Origin of the sequence: Cohnella suwonensis, from assembly GCF_042655365.1 — a bacterium.
Classification (GTDB): Bacteria; Bacillota; Bacilli; order Paenibacillales; family Paenibacillaceae; genus Cohnella; species Cohnella suwonensis.
On sequence record NZ_JBHSMH010000071.1, the window covers coordinates 1 to 16,652 of the forward strand.

13 protein-coding genes and 3 pseudogenes are annotated in these 16,652 nt (G+C 49.1%); 14 read left to right on the plus strand and 2 right to left on the minus strand.

Annotated elements, in window-relative coordinates; translation table 11 throughout:
• The first annotated feature begins 274 nt into the window (after positions 1 to 274).
• The 4 genes and pseudogenes from ACFPPD_RS18370 to ACFPPD_RS18385 all read left to right on the plus strand — a co-directional run bounded on the left by ACFPPD_RS18370 (position 275) and on the right by ACFPPD_RS18385 (position 2,962).
• On the plus strand, positions 275 to 604 hold the full coding sequence (locus ACFPPD_RS18370) for a PadR family transcriptional regulator (RefSeq protein ID WP_209751698.1): 330 nt from the start codon (positions 275 to 277) through the stop codon (positions 602 to 604).
• A gap of 14 nt (positions 605 to 618) precedes the next feature.
• Positions 619 to 1,440: pseudogene (locus ACFPPD_RS18375) on the plus strand (pentapeptide repeat-containing protein); the annotation flags it as partial.
• A pseudogene (locus tag ACFPPD_RS18380) lies at positions 1,436 to 1,848 on the plus strand (ABC transporter permease); the annotation flags it as partial. The pseudogenes ACFPPD_RS18375 and ACFPPD_RS18380, both read left to right, overlap by 5 nt.
• A gap of 421 nt (positions 1,849 to 2,269) precedes the next feature.
• On the plus strand, positions 2,270 to 2,962 hold the full coding sequence (locus ACFPPD_RS18385; protein ID WP_209751700.1) for a YheC/YheD family protein: 693 nt from the start codon (positions 2,270 to 2,272) through the stop codon (positions 2,960 to 2,962).
• Positions 2,963 to 3,730: 768 nt separating this feature from the next.
• Here ACFPPD_RS18385 and ACFPPD_RS18390 read toward each other — a convergent pair.
• Positions 3,731 to 6,796 (minus strand): ATP-binding response regulator, encoded by a 3,066-nt coding sequence (locus tag ACFPPD_RS18390; RefSeq protein WP_209751702.1) that lies wholly within the window; start codon positions 6,794 to 6,796, stop codon positions 3,731 to 3,733.
• Between the two features lie 436 nt (positions 6,797 to 7,232).
• Between ACFPPD_RS18390 and ACFPPD_RS18395 the strand changes: the two genes are divergently transcribed.
• The 10 genes and pseudogenes from ACFPPD_RS18395 to ACFPPD_RS18440 all read left to right on the plus strand — a co-directional run bounded on the left by ACFPPD_RS18395 (position 7,233) and on the right by ACFPPD_RS18440 (position 16,120).
• The gene (locus ACFPPD_RS18395; protein WP_209751704.1) at positions 7,233 to 8,507 is read left to right on the plus strand and encodes a zinc-ribbon domain-containing protein; all 1,275 of its coding nucleotides are present in this window, start codon (positions 7,233 to 7,235) and stop codon (positions 8,505 to 8,507) included.
• 23 nt (positions 8,508 to 8,530) lie between these two features.
• The gene (locus ACFPPD_RS18400; protein ID WP_209751706.1) at positions 8,531 to 9,673 is read left to right on the plus strand and encodes a S1C family serine protease; all 1,143 of its coding nucleotides are present in this window, start codon (positions 8,531 to 8,533) and stop codon (positions 9,671 to 9,673) included.
• Positions 9,674 to 10,034: 361 nt separating this feature from the next.
• A complete protein-coding gene (locus ACFPPD_RS18405; RefSeq protein ID WP_209751708.1) occupies positions 10,035 to 10,928 on the plus strand; it encodes a M15 family metallopeptidase in 894 nt (297 codons plus the stop codon).
• Entirely contained in the window at positions 10,925 to 11,425 is a 501-nt protein-coding gene (locus tag ACFPPD_RS18410; protein ID WP_209751710.1) for a VanZ family protein, read from the plus strand. Before ACFPPD_RS18405 ends, ACFPPD_RS18410 begins: the two co-directional genes overlap by 4 nt.
• A 3-nt stretch (positions 11,426 to 11,428) precedes the next feature.
• Positions 11,429 to 12,127: a response regulator transcription factor gene (locus ACFPPD_RS18415; RefSeq protein ID WP_209751712.1), complete on the plus strand. Its 699-nt coding sequence runs from the start codon at positions 11,429 to 11,431 to the stop codon at positions 12,125 to 12,127.
• Positions 12,120 to 13,223 (plus strand): sensor histidine kinase, encoded by a 1,104-nt coding sequence (locus ACFPPD_RS18420; RefSeq protein ID WP_209751715.1) that lies wholly within the window; start codon positions 12,120 to 12,122, stop codon positions 13,221 to 13,223. The genes ACFPPD_RS18415 and ACFPPD_RS18420 overlap by 8 nt, the downstream gene beginning before the upstream one ends.
• A gap of 292 nt (positions 13,224 to 13,515) precedes the next feature.
• Positions 13,516 to 14,199, plus strand: coding sequence for a YqjF family protein (locus ACFPPD_RS18425; protein ID WP_209751717.1), 684 nt, complete (start codon positions 13,516 to 13,518; stop codon positions 14,197 to 14,199).
• A 232-nt stretch (positions 14,200 to 14,431) separates the two neighbouring features.
• Positions 14,432 to 14,530: pseudogene (locus tag ACFPPD_RS18430) on the plus strand (peptide-methionine (S)-S-oxide reductase); the annotation flags it as partial.
• Positions 14,531 to 14,984: 454 nt separating this feature from the next.
• Positions 14,985 to 15,416: a DUF6326 family protein gene (locus tag ACFPPD_RS18435; protein ID WP_209751720.1), complete on the plus strand. Its 432-nt coding sequence runs from the start codon at positions 14,985 to 14,987 to the stop codon at positions 15,414 to 15,416.
• 518 nt (positions 15,417 to 15,934) lie between these two features.
• Entirely contained in the window at positions 15,935 to 16,120 is a 186-nt protein-coding gene (locus ACFPPD_RS18440) for a zinc-binding dehydrogenase (RefSeq protein WP_378082814.1), read from the plus strand.
• Here the strand turns inward: ACFPPD_RS18440 and ACFPPD_RS18445 are convergent.
• Positions 16,107 to 16,532 (minus strand): Crp/Fnr family transcriptional regulator, encoded by a 426-nt coding sequence (locus ACFPPD_RS18445; RefSeq protein WP_209751724.1) that lies wholly within the window; start codon positions 16,530 to 16,532, stop codon positions 16,107 to 16,109. The two genes, ACFPPD_RS18440 and ACFPPD_RS18445, sit on opposite strands and share 14 nt — an antisense overlap.
• Positions 16,533 to 16,652: the final 120 nt, after the last annotated feature.

Genomic DNA, 16,652 nt, shown 5'->3' on the forward strand with positions numbered 1-16,652 from the left:
GGATGAGGGAAAACCTCACGTCCGGTTTGATGAAGGGGGAGCTGGGAAAGTAAAAGGAGGGCTTCCGCCCTCCAATGAAATTTCAGTTCTCTACTCTACTCTACGATAGGGACTGCATGTGATCCGTGCGGAGCACTAAACGTACGGCTGCCCCGTGGCATTTCATAAAGTTACTGACTGAATATGCATCAATTTTAGGCGAAGTATTATTTTTATAACACTACCTTTACAGACATAGTAGTGTGTCGTATTATTCAAGTGTGGAGGTGATTAGATGAGCGAGAACAAAATAACATCCGACCTGCTACGCGGGCATACCGATACGATGATTTTACGGCTCTTATCCGAAGCAGACCGTTACGGGTACGAGATCGTCAAGCTGATTGCCGAGCACTCGGGCGGCGAGTATGAATTAAAGGAGGCTACGATGTACTCCAGCGTCAAACGGCTTGAGATTGACGGCGATATCGAGTGGTATTGGGGTGATGAATCTCAGGGCGGACGGCGCAAGTATTTCAGGATTACCGAAAAGGGCAAAGGTACTTACGACCGCAACAAAAGCAATTGGGAGTATTCAAAGCGCGTACTAGAAAACTTATTATAAGGAGATTTGATATTATAAATGAGAAATTGACCAACTATTTGAATGGCGTTTTCGCATCATACGATGGAGTAAAAAGCGTCACTGAACTAAAGACTGACCTGCACTCCGATTTGCAGGAACGGTTCCGTGAACTCAAGGCCGAAGGCAAGGACGATGAAACCGCTTTTGAAATGACCATTGAGAGCATCGGCGACATCGAGGAAACGATACTGGAGGTCGCCAATCTCTCCCGCTCGCTGGAGAGGCAAGTACTGACGAACTTTAGCGCGAGCAACTTGCCACAGAGCGACTTTGCGGGCGTTATTGCGCATAAAGGACAATTTAATGCTAGCGCGTTACGCGGTTCCGACTTCGCGGGCGAAGACTTGACCGGCAGTTCGTTTAAGTCAAGCGACGCGAGAGAAGCTAAATTTGACGACGCGAATCTGACTGACTGTAGCTTTTATGCCCTAGACCTTTCGGATGCGAGCTTCAATGAATCGATCCTTGTACGCACCAACTTCAGCGTTTCGGGGATGGATGGAGCAAAATTCACAGGCGTAAAACTGACCGACGTCACGCTAATCAAGACCGACCTTAGAAAAACAATCTTTGATCGTTGTATCTTTACTGGCGTGGATTTCAAATATTCCGACCTGCGAGGAATGCGTTTTGACGGGCAGACCTTCATCGGTGTCAAGTTTGACAAGTCTGCACTGAACGACGTTTCGTTTAGGGGAGCGACACTCAAGAACGTGTCATTCCGTCTACCTTTTTCCGTGACAAACAAATCTTACCTTGCCTTCAAAACCGTCTGCTTTGACGGCGCGACGATGGATAAGCTGACCTATGCTGTCGGTTCTCGTCATCATTCTCGTAGCGTTGGTTATGGGCTTTCGTTCGTCCGCGGGAATACTGCCATGGCTTGCCGTAGCAGGCATACTCGCGTTGTTTACTCTGGCCTTAACTTGGGTCGTGGCGATTGCCGGACTATCTGCCAAAACGATAGAAGGTGCAAGCGCGTTTTCCTATCCACTTATCTTCCTGCCGTTTATCGGTTCGGCTTTTGTGCCGACCGAGTCGATGCCGTCGGTCGTTCGCGCCTTGCCGAAAACCAGCCGGTGACCTCGATCGTGAACGCCATCCGTGCGCTACTGTCAGGTCAGCCGGTAGGCAATGACATATGGGTCGCTCTTGCGTGGTGCGTCGGGATTTTGCTCGTAGCCTATTTCGTTGCGATGAGGGTGTATAAAAAGAGAGCGTGAAAAAGAAGAGAACGGATTTAGGAGCATGCCATTTGGCATGCTCCTTTCGTTAGATAAGCTAATGTAACAGGTGGAGTGCTTGAAGAGATCGGACTTCATATCCTGTTGATTTCGATAGCAGATCGACTTTCTAGGATATAGCTGTCATACATGCTTGGAAAACCGTTCCAGACTTCGAAGGCATGGTTATTTCATTTCGCTGACCGGCTTGCGGATTTCTTGGCTTTTACACGTTTGACTAACACAATGTTGTCCCTTACCGCATTAACTGGAGCAAATTGAACACGTGAAAATAATAAGAATCGTTTCGAAAATGCCTGTCTTGCATGCTACTCGGAAAGGGTTTATCAAAGACGCCTAAGGAGGTGATCGTATCAAACACACAATTATTAGAAGCAAAATGAAAAAGGGACTTGCCGTTATGGATGATCCCATCATGAAACATAATGTTCCGGATACGGAATGGTTTGATCGTTCTAGCCTTCGAAGAATGCTGCGAACCTATTCCCTCGTTTATATCAAGCCGGATGTCGGGAGAAAGGGGAATGGAATCATCCGGGTTAAGAGGCTTAGAGCTGAAGAGTTTGAGATATCTTATAAACAAACCACAAGCCTACGCTCACGAGATAAAGTATATTCGGCAATTAAAGAATTGCTGAATCCGGATAAGGAATATATCATCCAACAAGGAATTGATTTGGCAACTTATCGGCATCGTCCATTCGATGTGAGGGTTGTCTTGCAAAAGCCCCTGGGCAAATGGCGCACGACGTTAATGTGTGCCAAACTTGCACCCCGAAGGTCCTCGGTCGTCACGAACGTATCGAAGGGGGCAAAGGACTACAACCTTTATAGATTGCTTAAAGGAACCGATCAGCGATTGAATAGATCGGAAATCATTCGAAATTTAATTGATGTATCCAAACAAATTGCGCAAATTTTAGGATCCCATTTTCCGCTCAAAATTTTAGGTTTGGATATGGGGATCGACAAGAGAGGGAATATCTGGTTTATCGAAGCCAATACGAAACCGGATTGCCAGGGCTTGAAGAAGATTGACCGGAGACTTTATCGTAAATATTTAAGGGCAAAAAAAATAATGCGCAACGGGTGATTTCATGGCGATTGAGAAACATCATGTGATAAGCAAGCTTGCGGTCGCATATCAGATCAAACACAAGCCACGGATTTCGCGTCATATACCGGACATAGATTGCTGAGGGAAAGCGCGGACCACACCATGTGTGGGGAGTCAAGAACATTGTCCCATTAGAAGTCGCGTAAATCGCGGCTTTTTTAGTTATGGGATCAAGTTCTTGTCATTGTACGATGTCAAGAACCTGAATAAACGACAAACAAAGGCTGCCGACAGCCTTTGTTAAGCGGTTGGTGGAGCGATAGAAGGAGGGGGGCGCGGCAGGAAAGAAGCTTTGGAGCACAAGTTATCGCGAACACCTCATGTCGTCCCAAGACGCTCCGGCAGTCCATGATGACGTATTTCAACGAGCGGGCGGCTGGGTCGTGCTTGAGCTACAGAAAAGAGGAATTTTGCATACGAACGACGCTATTTTTAAACTAAAAAAAGTCGAATTCCTTATAAGGAACCGACTGATGTAATAACTAAGTAATGCACGATATATGGATTCATTGACGCGACCGATTACTGGGTTGCGACGACTTGTTTGAGCAAGGCTACATTGGAATGGTGGAGCGATCTGTCGTTGTAATTCGAGAGGGAATGCGAGCGAAATGTGCCATAATAAAAATTATGTAAACTTAATGGGGTTAATTAATGAAGGTCGGGTTGAGTCGTCACCGACCGTTGCCAAATAATTGAATCCGAGAGACATCCCAAACAAGGGTGTCTCTCGGGTTTATGCCGTTAGGACTTCGGCAAACGGAACCCGACGATCGAACCGTGACCCGGCGCGCTGCGGATGCTGAGACCCTGGCCGTACAACTGTTTGAGACGTCGATCCGTATTGCGGAGGCCGATGCCTTGCGGCAAGCCGTACGCCGGATCGAACAACTGACGCTGCCTTTCGGCGTCCATGCCGACGCCGTTATCGCTGACGGACACCGCGATGGAGGTCTCGTATTGGGAGAGACGAATCGTGATCGTTCCGCCGCTTGCTCGCCGCAGGATGCCGTGGTTCACGGCATTTTCGACCAGCGTCTGGATGGACATCGGCGGCAGTCGGAAATGCAGACCGGATTCCAGCTCCCACTTGACTTCGATCCGGTCTCCGAATCGCTCTTTCTCGATATAGAGATAATGGCGGACTAGCGCAAGCTCGCGGTCGATCGGCACGTCGCGGTCGGCGTTCTTGAAATCGAAGCTCATCCTCAAGTAGTTGCTGAAATGTTCAAGCAGTGCCTGCATGCGGGCCGTATCCATATTCCCCAACGCGGCGATCGAATTGATCGTGTTGAACAAAAAATGCGGCTGAATTTGCGCTTGAAGCCAGGCGGCTTCCATGCGCAGCCGTTCTTCGACGGAACGTTTCAGTTCCGTCCAGGCGCGCACCCGCGCTTTTATCTCCATCGCATCGACCGGCTTCGTAAGATAATCGCTCGCTCCGGCGCTGAAACCAACGGCGATATCTTCCGCACGGGCACGGGCGGTGAGAAGAAGAATGGGCAGTTCAAAGGCGGAGAACCGTTCCCGGATCTTCCGAGCAAGCTCGTAACCGGACATGCCGGGCATCATGACGTCCAAGATGACGAGGTCGAATGCGGCCGCGTCCAGTTTAGCGATCGCTTCCGAGCCGCTTCGCGCCGTCGCGACGACGTATTGCCCTCCTAGCATCTCCGATAAGATTTGCAAATTCAGGCCGTCGTCGTCAACCGCCAAGATCGAAGGCCGATGCGCCGGCTCGGATTTCGCTCTCGTACCGAAGATCAATTTTTCGGAGCCGGCCGTCGTTTCGCCGTGGCTGAGCAAGGCTGAAGCCGGCCGCGAGGCGGGAAACCCGTTTTCCTCGGCCAGCGGAAGAGTAAGCGTAAAGACGGCGCCTTGACCGGGAGACGAAGTAACGCTCAGTTCCCCGCCGTGCAGCTCGACGAGGCTCTTGCAGATGCTCAGTCCGAGACCGAACCCTCCATACGCCGCGACCGTTCCGGCGTCCCCTTGTTCATAGGGGAGGAAAATCCGGCGCTTCGTCTCGTCGTCGATTCCGATGCCGGTATCCCGGACATGAATGAGCGCCGTTTTCTCCCGTTTCTCGGCGTAGACGGTTACTTCTCCTTTTTCCGTAAATTTCATCGCGTTATGGATCAGATTGAACAAAATCTGCATCAGCCTGTTCTCGTCCGCGCGGACGGCAGGGAAGTCTTCGTCGATCCGGATGACGATGGGGACGGGCTTGTCGGTAAACACGAATCGAACGATCTCGGCGGCGCCTGCGGCAGCGGACTGCACGTGGACGTTCTCGACGTCCAGGCGGATTTTGTTATCCCGCAGCTTGGCGGCATCCAGCAAGTCGTCGAGCATGAGCGACATCCGCCGGGCGACCGCTATCTGAACATCCAACTTCCGGCGTTGCGCTTCTTGCCCGAAAAGCAGCGCATCGTCCATCATGTTCTGCGCGATGTTCAAAATGCCGTGCAGCGGATTGCGTAATTCGTGCGAAGTGGCGACCAAGAATTCGTCCTTCCGGTCGTTGGCCCGCTGCAGTCGCTGCGTCAACTCTTGCGTCCGCTCCACGGAACGGAAAAAACGCCTGAACCAGAATGCGGCGAATGCGAACACGGTAAAGATGAGATCGAAAGGATAATGCATGACTTCGAACGATATAAGTCGACTGCCGACGACCGTCCATGCAATGTTATTCCCGAGACTGAAGCAACTCAGCAGCAAATATATAACGTCTTCCTGCTTGCGAACGGCAGGCCGAAGAATCGAGAACGCAAGGACGATCATCAGCACGAGCGGGAACCCGATTAAATAAAGCAGCGACGACAACGTGAGCGATGCCGGACAGAGCAAGACAAAGAAGGCAGAGGCGGTGCATATAAAGGCAAAATAGCGAACCGCTTTGGCGCTGCCGTAATCCGGGAACAGCTGTTTAAGCAGCGGGGGGATGAAAGACGCTACGCCGATATACGACAGCAAGGCGAGTTTCACGGTTAATTCATACGGCATAGGCAGCCATACGAGTAACAATCTGTCGTCCACCGTCAACACGCTTACGATCCCGCAGACGATGATCATTGCGAAATATAACAATCCCCGGTTGGCGCCCCCAAGCCCGTATAACATCAGCGAATAAAGCCCATGGATCAGGAGCACGACGCATAGAAGCAATTGCTGACCGGCGGACAGGAATTCGATTTTATCTACTGCAGGCGCGTTTCCGAATCGAATCGTTTTGATAATGCCGCCTGCCCCCGCATGGCTCGAGACCGGAATCAGGATATCGATGACACCGTCATGCTTATGGACCGTGGCTTTTAACGGAATTTTGCGGGCTTGATGCGACGCGGGCAGCGCCGACGGACTACCGGCCTGCGCGGCAAGCCGACCGTCTACATAGATGGCGGACGCGTTGCCGATTTCGGACGCGCGCAATCTGAACGTGTTATCCTTATGGTCGTCCAACAAGATCTTCATACGGTACGTGCCGTATCGGAATCCGCCATTGCCGCCGTTCGGGAAAGCTTCGTCCCATGCGCCGGGAACCCGAACGAAGGTTCGTTCCGACGCGGGCCGGATCATCGCCGCGCCGTTCGTCCCCGGAGTCGGAAACAGCGACGGATAGAATAACCACTCGCCGTCCAGTGAAATGGTACGGTCTTGCGGTATCGTCCACCCGCGTAGATCGAGGACGCCTTGCTTGGCATGCGGTTGTTCGATCGGCTTCTGGATGTAATAAATAGGCAGACGGATCGCGGTTATGGCTATCGCAAATAGAAGTAGAATGACCCAAGTTCGCTTGAAAAATCGCAATTTTCAACCTCTATTCTCGTTGGTTCATATTTCCAAAGTGATATATGTAAAATATCATTGTAACTAGAATGTTGTCGAGATAATGTCGAGAACTTTCGTGGCGAGAGCGGAAGCCATGAAACCGATCGGAAGGTGAAGCAACTACTCAGAGTGGTGAAGTTGTTGAAGAGTTTTCCTCATTGAGTAAAAAGACCAATCAATTATCACGTGAGATTCTAATAGGTGTGTTGAAATCATTCGACAGTTTTATCTCAAAAACGCAATGCGATCTTTTTTTCGTATTTTTGGATTGAACTAAATCATATTACTTGGATAGGTTCATGCATTTATAAGTTCGCCCGATTTGGAAAAAAGCAGGAGATATAGAGTTGCTGTCGAATAATACTATTTCGTGTCGCATTAATCGCATTATCGAACGGGCAAAGGAGCAGCTATCATGTTTTGCAGTCATTGCGGAGTAAAGCTCAGTGATCAAAGTAAGTTCTGTAACCATTGCGGAACGTCGGTTCCCGCTATACCCACACAAGAATTCGATGTACTGGTTCAAGAGTCCGCCGCCGCAGCCGAGTCTGTGCAGCAGCTACAATCAGTGCAGGTACAGTCGATATCATCGAACCCTATCCAACATGCCATTGAGAGAAATGCCGCTACGGCTGGTAAGACCAAGCTTCGTCCGCTTCATTGGATAATGCCGCTGGTTTGCCTGATCGTATCGGTTGCCCTGATAGCTGGAGTATACTTCTACCAGAAGAGCGTCAATCGGAATGTAGAGGATCTACTGCAGGAGGGAGAGGCTCTTGCATTGGAGGGCAAATGGAGCGAAAGTCTCGCAGCGATCGAGAAGGCGCTTAAGCAAAGGCCGGAGCACTCGGTTCTTCTCAAGGATCAAGCTTTGCTAACCGAAGTCATTGCGATGGATAAAACATTGAAGGATACCGAGCAGCAAGTAAAGGTTAAGAAATATAACGAGGCGGGCAAGACGATCCATACTCTTCAGGAGCAATTGAATGTCCGAAGCGGCCCATTGATCGAACTTCTTGCGTTAAATGCCGACAAGCAAGAAGAGCATATTGTCGTAGCCCAGGCAGCACATGATGCTTCTTCTAAGGATAAGATCGAAGAATTAATGCCTTTATTTAATGCCATTAAAGATTATGACAGCAAAGAAGCTGTTCAAGCCATCGAGGAAATCAAGGGCAAACTCATTGATCTCACTCACGAGAAAGCGATGTCGGAATTGAAAAGCAACAACTTCAGCATCGCCTTGGATACGGCTGAAGAAGGTTTGAAGCTTGATGGCGATAGTACGAAGTTGAACGAGCTCAAGAAAACGATCGAAGCCCAAAAGAAGAAATTCGAGGAAGCAGAGACGAAGAGGATTCAGAAAGCGAGAGAGGCTGCCACGCTGGAGGATCAAATAAACAAAACGGCAGCGGTCGAGCTCATCTTCGCCGACGGATATTACGAGGAAGGTACCGACTACTTCAATGTGGAGATCAACGTGAAAAATGTCGCCACGCGTCCGATCAGCAGCATTCTCATCTATTACGATCTATTGGATGAGTACGGCAACATTATGGATAGCAGTTCAAGCTATGTGCAGCCTGATGTCCTAGATGTGGGCGAATCGAGCTCCGCATACAATTATCATTATTCGGATGGCAGCATAGCCTCCGTCAATGTCACGTATTTCGAGTGGTACATTAATTAGATGAGAAAGGCTGAATCAATCGGATGAAAACAATGATAAGTGCGGCCATTTCCGTGTGCATACTAGCGGGCGGGGCATTCGCCGCATATCAATTGAACGACCGCTGGAATGCCCCCGTCGTCCAGGCAGATTCCAAGTTGAGCGTGCCAGGCGATGCTTCGGACAAATCTAACGAAACGAAAGATTTGAAAGAATTGATCCGCGAAAGCCAAAAGAGAGTAGTTTCCATTCAAGCGACCTATTCCGATGGAACCGGTATCGGCTCCGGATTCCTCTATAATGACAAAGGCGACATCGTCACTAACGCTCATGTCGTGAATGGCGCGGTCAATGTCATGGTGAAAAGCAGCGACACAAGTCTCTATTCGGGTAAGGTCATCGGAATGAATGAAGAGAAGGATGTCGCCGTCGTGCGCGTCGATGCTTTAGCAGGCCAAGAACCGTTAGCCTACGACAAGGTAACGAAAGCCGAAGTCGGAGACGAGGTTATGGCATTCGGCAGTCCGCTTGGATTGGAAAATACGGTAACCACCGGTATTATTAGCGGAGTGGACCGGGACTTCGATCTTGAGCAGACAAAGTATCGCGGTGTTTATCAAATCTCCGCGCCAATCACCCACGGGAACAGCGGGGGACCGCTTGTAATGAAAAGCACAGGCAAAGTCATCGGAATCAACTCGGCAGGCGAAGAGATCGGAACGATCGGATATGCAATCCCTTATCACCAAGTAGCAGCCATGATTGAAGACTGGAGCGCGCATCCTGACGAGGAGCTCGCCGCTGGCTCTACAAGCGAAGAAGCAGGCTCCGTGGAAGGGTATACTAAAGATTTAATGACCGAGAACGCTATGTATTTGGTTAATTATTTCTATGAAAGCTTGAACGGGCTCGACTACGTGACTGCGTACAGCTTGCTGGGAAGCGATTGGCAATCCAGAACTTCATACGATAAATTCCGTGAAGGATATCTCAATACGTTGAGCGTCACCGTCGAAAGCATAGCCGTCAATTCCGCAACTTCAGAATCCGCTGAAGTCTCCGTGCTCATCGAAGCATGGGAGAATAAAGACGGCGAACGTGTCATAAGTACTTATAGCTCGAACTACTTCGTAAAACCGGAGAACGGAACTCTGAAAATCATTTCTGGCAAAGGCAAGAAACTATAACTTGGCCTAACAATATCGCATCCCGCTGATTTCCGACGTTTTAATATCATCGCAGCAGTAGAAGATTAGACAGTTGTCGGTTGACAAGAACATTGTTTGAATGAAGTCCGCGTAAATCGCGGGCTTTTCTTATTATCAGGTCAGCCAGAGATTTCTGGTTGGCTTTTCCTATCCGATTGCCTACGAACCTTGCCGGCAAAATCGTCTGTCCGCATAGAACGGGCTATACTTTCTCCCCGTATTTTCGCCGAAATGGCGAGAGACCTTCATGAATTTAAGAATTTTTTTAAGTTTTTCGCTGTTTCTTTTTTAGTTGTTTTCTTTATTCTTAAGCTCAGTAAGAGCAGGGAGGAAGAAAACAATGAAGAAACGGTTGTGCGCGCTGGCGGCGCTTTTACTATTAACGGGTTGCGGGATCCAAGGACTCGATAACGAACAATATGATGCGATAGGAAGCGGCGAACAAGACAAGGCGGAAGCTCCGGCGCAGACACCGGATGAAGTCGGCCTTTCGATTCACGTAAAGAAGGAGCAAATCTACGAAGGAAACTTGCTGCTCGTCGACCGGGGCCACGCCGTTCCTCCGGAAGGAGGAGGAGAGCCGGCCGTGAATCTGTTCGAGCACAAAGAACTGACAAAAGGCTTCGGCTTGCTCGACGACACCGTACGATTATCGCCGGATTTGACCCGAAAGTTCACGGAGATGGTGAGTGCCGCGGCCAAAGACAGGGTCGACCATGTTCTGATCAGCAGCGGCTACCGGGATGAAGACGAACAAAACGAGCTTTACGAGCAAATGGGCGCCGAACGCGCAATGCCGGCTGGACACAGCGAGCATAACCTAGGCATGTCCCTTGATATCGGATCGTCTCTGACCGAAATGAATCAAGCGCCCGAAGGCAGATGGTTGGCCGACAACGCCTGGAAATTCGGCTTCGTTCTGCGATATCCGAAAGACAAAACGGCCGTTACCGGCATCATGTACGAGCCTTGGCATTTCCGCTATGTCGGATTGCCGCACAGTGCCGTCATGCAGGAGAAAGATTTGACGTTGGAGCAATATTTGGCCTATTTGAAAAAACATTCGATCCGGGCGACGTTCGGAGGCCGCACGTACGAAATCTTTTATTTTCCGATCTCCGAGGACGAGAATATCCGGGTGCCGGTCTCCGGCAGCTACGAGATTTCCGGCAACAACGAGGACGGCGTCATCGTCACCGTCGATACCGGCCCCGATGATGAGGATCGTCCATGAAGCATCCCGTTTCGATAAAAGTTGTTGCCGTCTGGACGTTGTTGGCTATTTACATTTGGGTGATCATGAAGATCGTTTTGTTTAAAATGCACCCCGCCGATCCGATGTTCCTTTGGCAACGGCTAAAGATAAGCTTGGAAAATCCGCGCTTAATCGCGCAGGATATCGAACGGGGCAATCTCATCCCATTTCATGAAATTTACGCCGCGCTGAAAGATCGCACGGATCAACGCCTGCTTAACTTTGTCGGCAATATTGCCGTGTTCGTGCCGTTCGGCATGCTGCTTCCTTTCGTACTCAAAAGCAATCGCTTGGCTCAGACTCGCACGGTATTCTATGCTTTCGCCTTCAGCCTGCTCCTGGAAGGCTGGCAAGCGGTGCTCTCCATCGGCAGCTTCGACGTCGACGATCTCATACTGAATGCCTTCGGCGGGTGGCTTGGCTGCATCCTCATCAGTTACAATAAAATCACGACTTTAGGCAAAAAAAGGGGGTAAAGCGTGAAACCGATCACCGTTCTGATCGCGGACGACGAGCCGGAAATCGCCGATCTGATCGAACTGCACCTGCTGAAAGAGGGTTACCGCTGCATCAAAGTTTTCGACGGACTGGAAGCGGTGCAAACCATTCAGACGAATCCGGTCGATTTGGCCATTCTGGACATTATGATGCCGAAGCTGGACGGCTACGAGGCGACGGCGCAAATCCGGGAGAAGTCCCACCTGCCCATCATTTTTTTGAGCGCCAAATCGACTGACCTCGATAAAATCGCCGGTTTGATCCGCGGAGCGGACGATTACGTGACGAAGCCGTTTAATCCGATGGAGCTCGTCGCTCGGGTCAACGCTCAACTGAGGCGGGCGATCCGGTTCAATTCTTCGGCGTCAGCCGGCGGTAAAGCCGCCGTCGAAGCGGGTGGACTCGTCATCTACCCCGATGAGCACGCGGTTTTTTTATACGGCAAAAAAATCGAACTCACGCCAAAGGAGTTCGATATTATGCTACTGCTCGCGAGCCATCCGAAGAAGGTGTTCAGCTCGGAAAAGATTTTCGAACAGGTTTGGGGCGAAGCGTATTTCGAAGGCAACAATACGGTTATGGTCCACATTCGCTCGCTTCGCAAAAAACTCGGGGAAGACCAAAATCAAAACAAGCTGATCAAAACCGCATGGGGGGTCGGCTATTCGTTCAATGGTTAAAACATCTCGCAGCTTCCGGACGACGATGATCCTGCTGTTCGGACTAAGCATGCTCATTTCAGGAACGATCACCTATACCATCTACAAAGCGCTGCAAAGCTATTACCGAACGACGAGGTGGGAAGACCCCACGACGAAGTATCGTGTCATGCTTAAACTGTTTGGCGACGTCAACTTTTTTATGCTTATTTTTCTCCCGTTGTCGGTTTATTTTTTTTATCTTCTAACGAAGAGATACGCAACTTATTTTCGCGAAATTTCGAACGGAATCCATCAGTTGGCCAGCGGAAATTTCCATAACCGGGTAAGCATTGAATCCGACGATGAATTCGGGACGATTGCACGAGATATGAACCTGGCGAGCGAAAAGCTGCGTTTGGCGCTGGAGAGAGGAGATTTCGCGGAAAACAGCAAGGAGCAACTGATGCTTAATCTGGCCCACGATCTTCGAACGCCGCTGACATCCGTTCTTGGTTATCTGGATTACATGTTGCAGAACGAAAGGTTGAGCGACGAGCAAAGGAATCATTTTACGGGAATCGCGTTTACGAAAGCGCGACGGCTGGAGAAGCTGATCGACGAGCTGTTTGAGGTAGCCCGGATGAATTACGGGAAGTTGGAAGTCGAACGGAAGCCGATCGACTTAGGCGAGTTGCTGGCTCAATTAAATGAAGAAATGTACCCCGCTTTCGAGAAAAACAATCTCGAATCGCGGACGCGGATTGCGCCTCATCTGACGGTGATGGGCGACGGCGACATGCTCGCGCGCGTCTTCGAAAACTTGCTGACGAACGCTTGCCGATACGGCAAAGACGGCCGCTACGTCGATATAGTGGGGCATACGGAGGGGGGCGAAGCCGTCGTTCAAGTGATCAATTACGATGATCGGATACCCGAGGAGCAGCTGCCGAACGTTTTCGAGATGTTTTATACGGGCGACACGGCCCGGACGCAAAAAGAAGGGGGCACCGGCCTCGGCCTGTTCATCGCGAAAAATATCGTGGAGCAGCATCAAGGAACGATATCAGCTCAAAGCGATGCCGTTCGCACGTTGTTCGAAGTTCGGCTGCCTTTACTCGAAAAAGGCAGTCATTGACGTAATGAAGGATAGGGGGCGAACGCGATAAATAAACAACAAGAAATCGTTCTTCATGTCACCTGTCGGATGACAAGAACATAATAATCCGAATGAAGTCCGCATTGACCGATTACCTAAAACAACCACTCTATCGAATACATTTAGCTTTCATTGCGCAAATGTTGCAAACTTTTATGATCTTGCTACGATGATCACAAAATCATTTATGAGGAGTTGACACGAGGCAGTGCACGATTTGCTTAAACATACTGAACATAGGCCATACCCTCTGTCTCCCGGTCCTTGGATCATGACCCAGACATGGGAGAGGTTGCTTTTCGCTCATTGGCCGGTACCGCTGGACATCATGAAGGTGCATCTGCCAAAGCATCTACCGCTCGACACGTATGACGGCTATGCGTGGATCGGGATCGTACCATTCCACATGTGCGGTATACGCCCAAGATGGCTGCCAGCAGTTCCTTATTTGTCCGCATTTCCAGAAATTAATGTGCGTACTTACGTAGTGAGGGATGAAAAGCCGGGAGTTTACTTCTTCAGCTTGGATGTTACGAATCCGATGGCGGTGGCGTTAGCCAGAGGAGTGTTTCATTTGCCCTATTATCGGGCAAGGATGGGGATGGAGAGATCGGGAGTTGGCTGGAGTTATAGAAGTGAGCGAACTAGCCGCTTCGCACCGCAGGCAGTATTTACAGGCTCCTACGCGCCGATATCGAACGTTTATCGGGCATCTCCCGGCTCCATCGACGAATGGCTGACAGAAAGGTATTGTTTATATACAACCCATGGCGGAATTCTGTACCGCGGTGAAATTCATCATTTGCCTTGGCCTCTTCAACGAGCGGAGGCGGAATTAGAAACAAATGAAATGCATTCGGATTTCAACCGTTATGTAACGACTTCAACCGCTCCGATTCTGCATTACGCCGATACTCTCAAAACCTTAATCTGGCCTTTAGTCAAAGTCACTTAAGAAAGCTCCCATCGATGTGTATTCAACGAGGAGCATGTTTGCACGTCTGGCGTTGATTAGCAACCGAATTTAAATTAGGAATGATTACGCTAACGGGAACGATAACGCAACGACAACAGGCAGGATAGTGCAGCAGAATTGACGAAAGTATTTGTATCCATAGCTCTTGAACCGCTAAAGGCGAGCCGCTGGCCCCCTGTTCTATGAGGGTGGATGAGATGGGGGGACGACGATGATTAATGACATTAATTATCGTGTTGAAGTCGCCATATTCGCAGGCGGCTGCTTCTGGTGCATGGTGAAGCCGTTCGATGAACTGCCAGGTATCCGGTTCACGGAAAGGAGGCGGAGATTCGAGGCAGCGTTAAGCGCACGGCCGTTATAGGGCGGCTTTCGGGCATTTTTGTCGGGTATGAGGAATTGCTACCGGAAGAAAAGGCGATTGAAACAGGGATTCGGCGTTACTACCTAGTCAACCCGGATTCAGTGAGATTCGTTCCCATAAATTGTCGGATGACAAGAACATTGTCCGATAAAATGTGACGAATAGGGCTTCCCGAAACTTTACGTTGCGAATCCGCAACTTGAAAAGGGTTTGCATAGATGCTGAACCGAAAACCACCAATGGATGTGGATGGACTTGTTGATGAGCGGCAAAACCCATGAACCCTCAAAATGTTATATTTTAGAAAATTTTTAGAATTGCTTTCGAGGGTGTTTATACTTCTCCTTTAGACTAAGGTTGTAGGCAAGAGAAACCATATAACCTTAAAGGAGAGATTAATATGAATACACAAAATAAAGCACAAAATGCACTGGAAGACATCAAAGTCAGTTCGAAACTGAAGATTGCTACGCTGTGGGCGAGTTTTATGTTTCTCTATATTTATGTTGATTATTTCCACTTATATATGCCGGGCAAAATAGAAGATATTCTGGCAGGAAAAGTATTTACATTTGACATTTCATATGTCTTTCTATTGATAGCACTGATTTTTGTAACAATTCCAGCTCTTATGATTTTCCTTTCTGTTGCCCTGCCGGCTAAAGTAAATCGCCGGGCAAATATCATTATTGCCGCGGTGTATATTCCCTATACATTGTTTAATTTGACAGGAGAGGCTTGGGTGCACATGGTGTTTGGCGCTGTTGTAGAAGTCGCTCTTCTTTGTCTAATTATCTGGTATGCATGGAAATGGCCTTCTTCGTTACGGTAATTACGTTACTAATTATCTTTACTGCATGGAAGTGGCCTAGGCAGGATAGCTAGCAACGCGGGTTTCGGGCATTACTAAGAAGAATGATGATGACATAGTCGCAACTTTTGCATATCGGTATTCATGGCGTCGAGGGGTATGCTCACTTTTGTACGGAAAATCATACAAAATGGTTGATTAATTGCGATGACCGCCCACTTTTGTACGAAAATTCACACAAGTATCCGAAGTAAGATAAAATATGTTGCTGTTACATTTCTTGGGTCAGCGGTGGGACATCGTGTAACAGCCAGTATTGACTTGGTTGCTGACGCCGTCATATTCCCACCCGACTCCATCAAAATCAACATATACGATGTCCATTTGGTCAATCACTACCCATAATACCAAAAACGATTATAAGAAAACACATTGACAATCTTTTCCTCATTATATATCGGTATGATCTCATATTCGACGCCGTGGGGAAACAATCAAGGACGGATTGCGCAAGAGTGTTAACGGAAAACGGCAAATACGTGACGATATTAGCCGGGTTTGCAAAAGCCAACAAGGAGGATCTGGATTTTCTCGGGGAACTTCTCTCGCTCGGACATCTGCAACCGGTAATCGATACTTGCTTTCCCTTCGAACGAATAGCCGAAGCTCACAGCTATGTAGATCAAGTACGCAAGAAGGGAAACGTAATCCTCACGATATCGTAGTCCCTTGCAACACCCGCCGCTTGATGCGACTAAGCGATTCCGGCGTTATGCCTAGATAGCTTGCCAATTGATGCTGAGGCACACGTTGAAGGAGGTCGGGACGTTGTTGCAACAGCAGTCTGAACCACTCCTCCGGCGAAGCCGAGATGTAACTAGCAAAATCGTCTTTGACCGTGCTGGCATTATGCTCTATCATCCGGCGTGTCATATTCTCGAGCTGGCCATACTGAGCAAACATGTCCGCCTCTTCGTTCAGATTTCCCACCACAAGCACGCAATCTTCAGAGCAGACGAAACTACACTTAGTGAGCGTCTCCTCCTTGTCACTTGTAAAAACCGCTATAAACTGCTCTTCCGTGTAAAAATTCGACGTCGTTTCCTTCCCTTTCTCATCGACGGCGAATTGTCGCACACAAAGATACTCCCGGTTTCAATGTAAGCGTCAAATAGCCCCCACCTATTAAATAGATGAGGGCTAAGTTATGCTGATCTATGATTTAAATATACGGCAGGTCAACGGCAATGACGACGA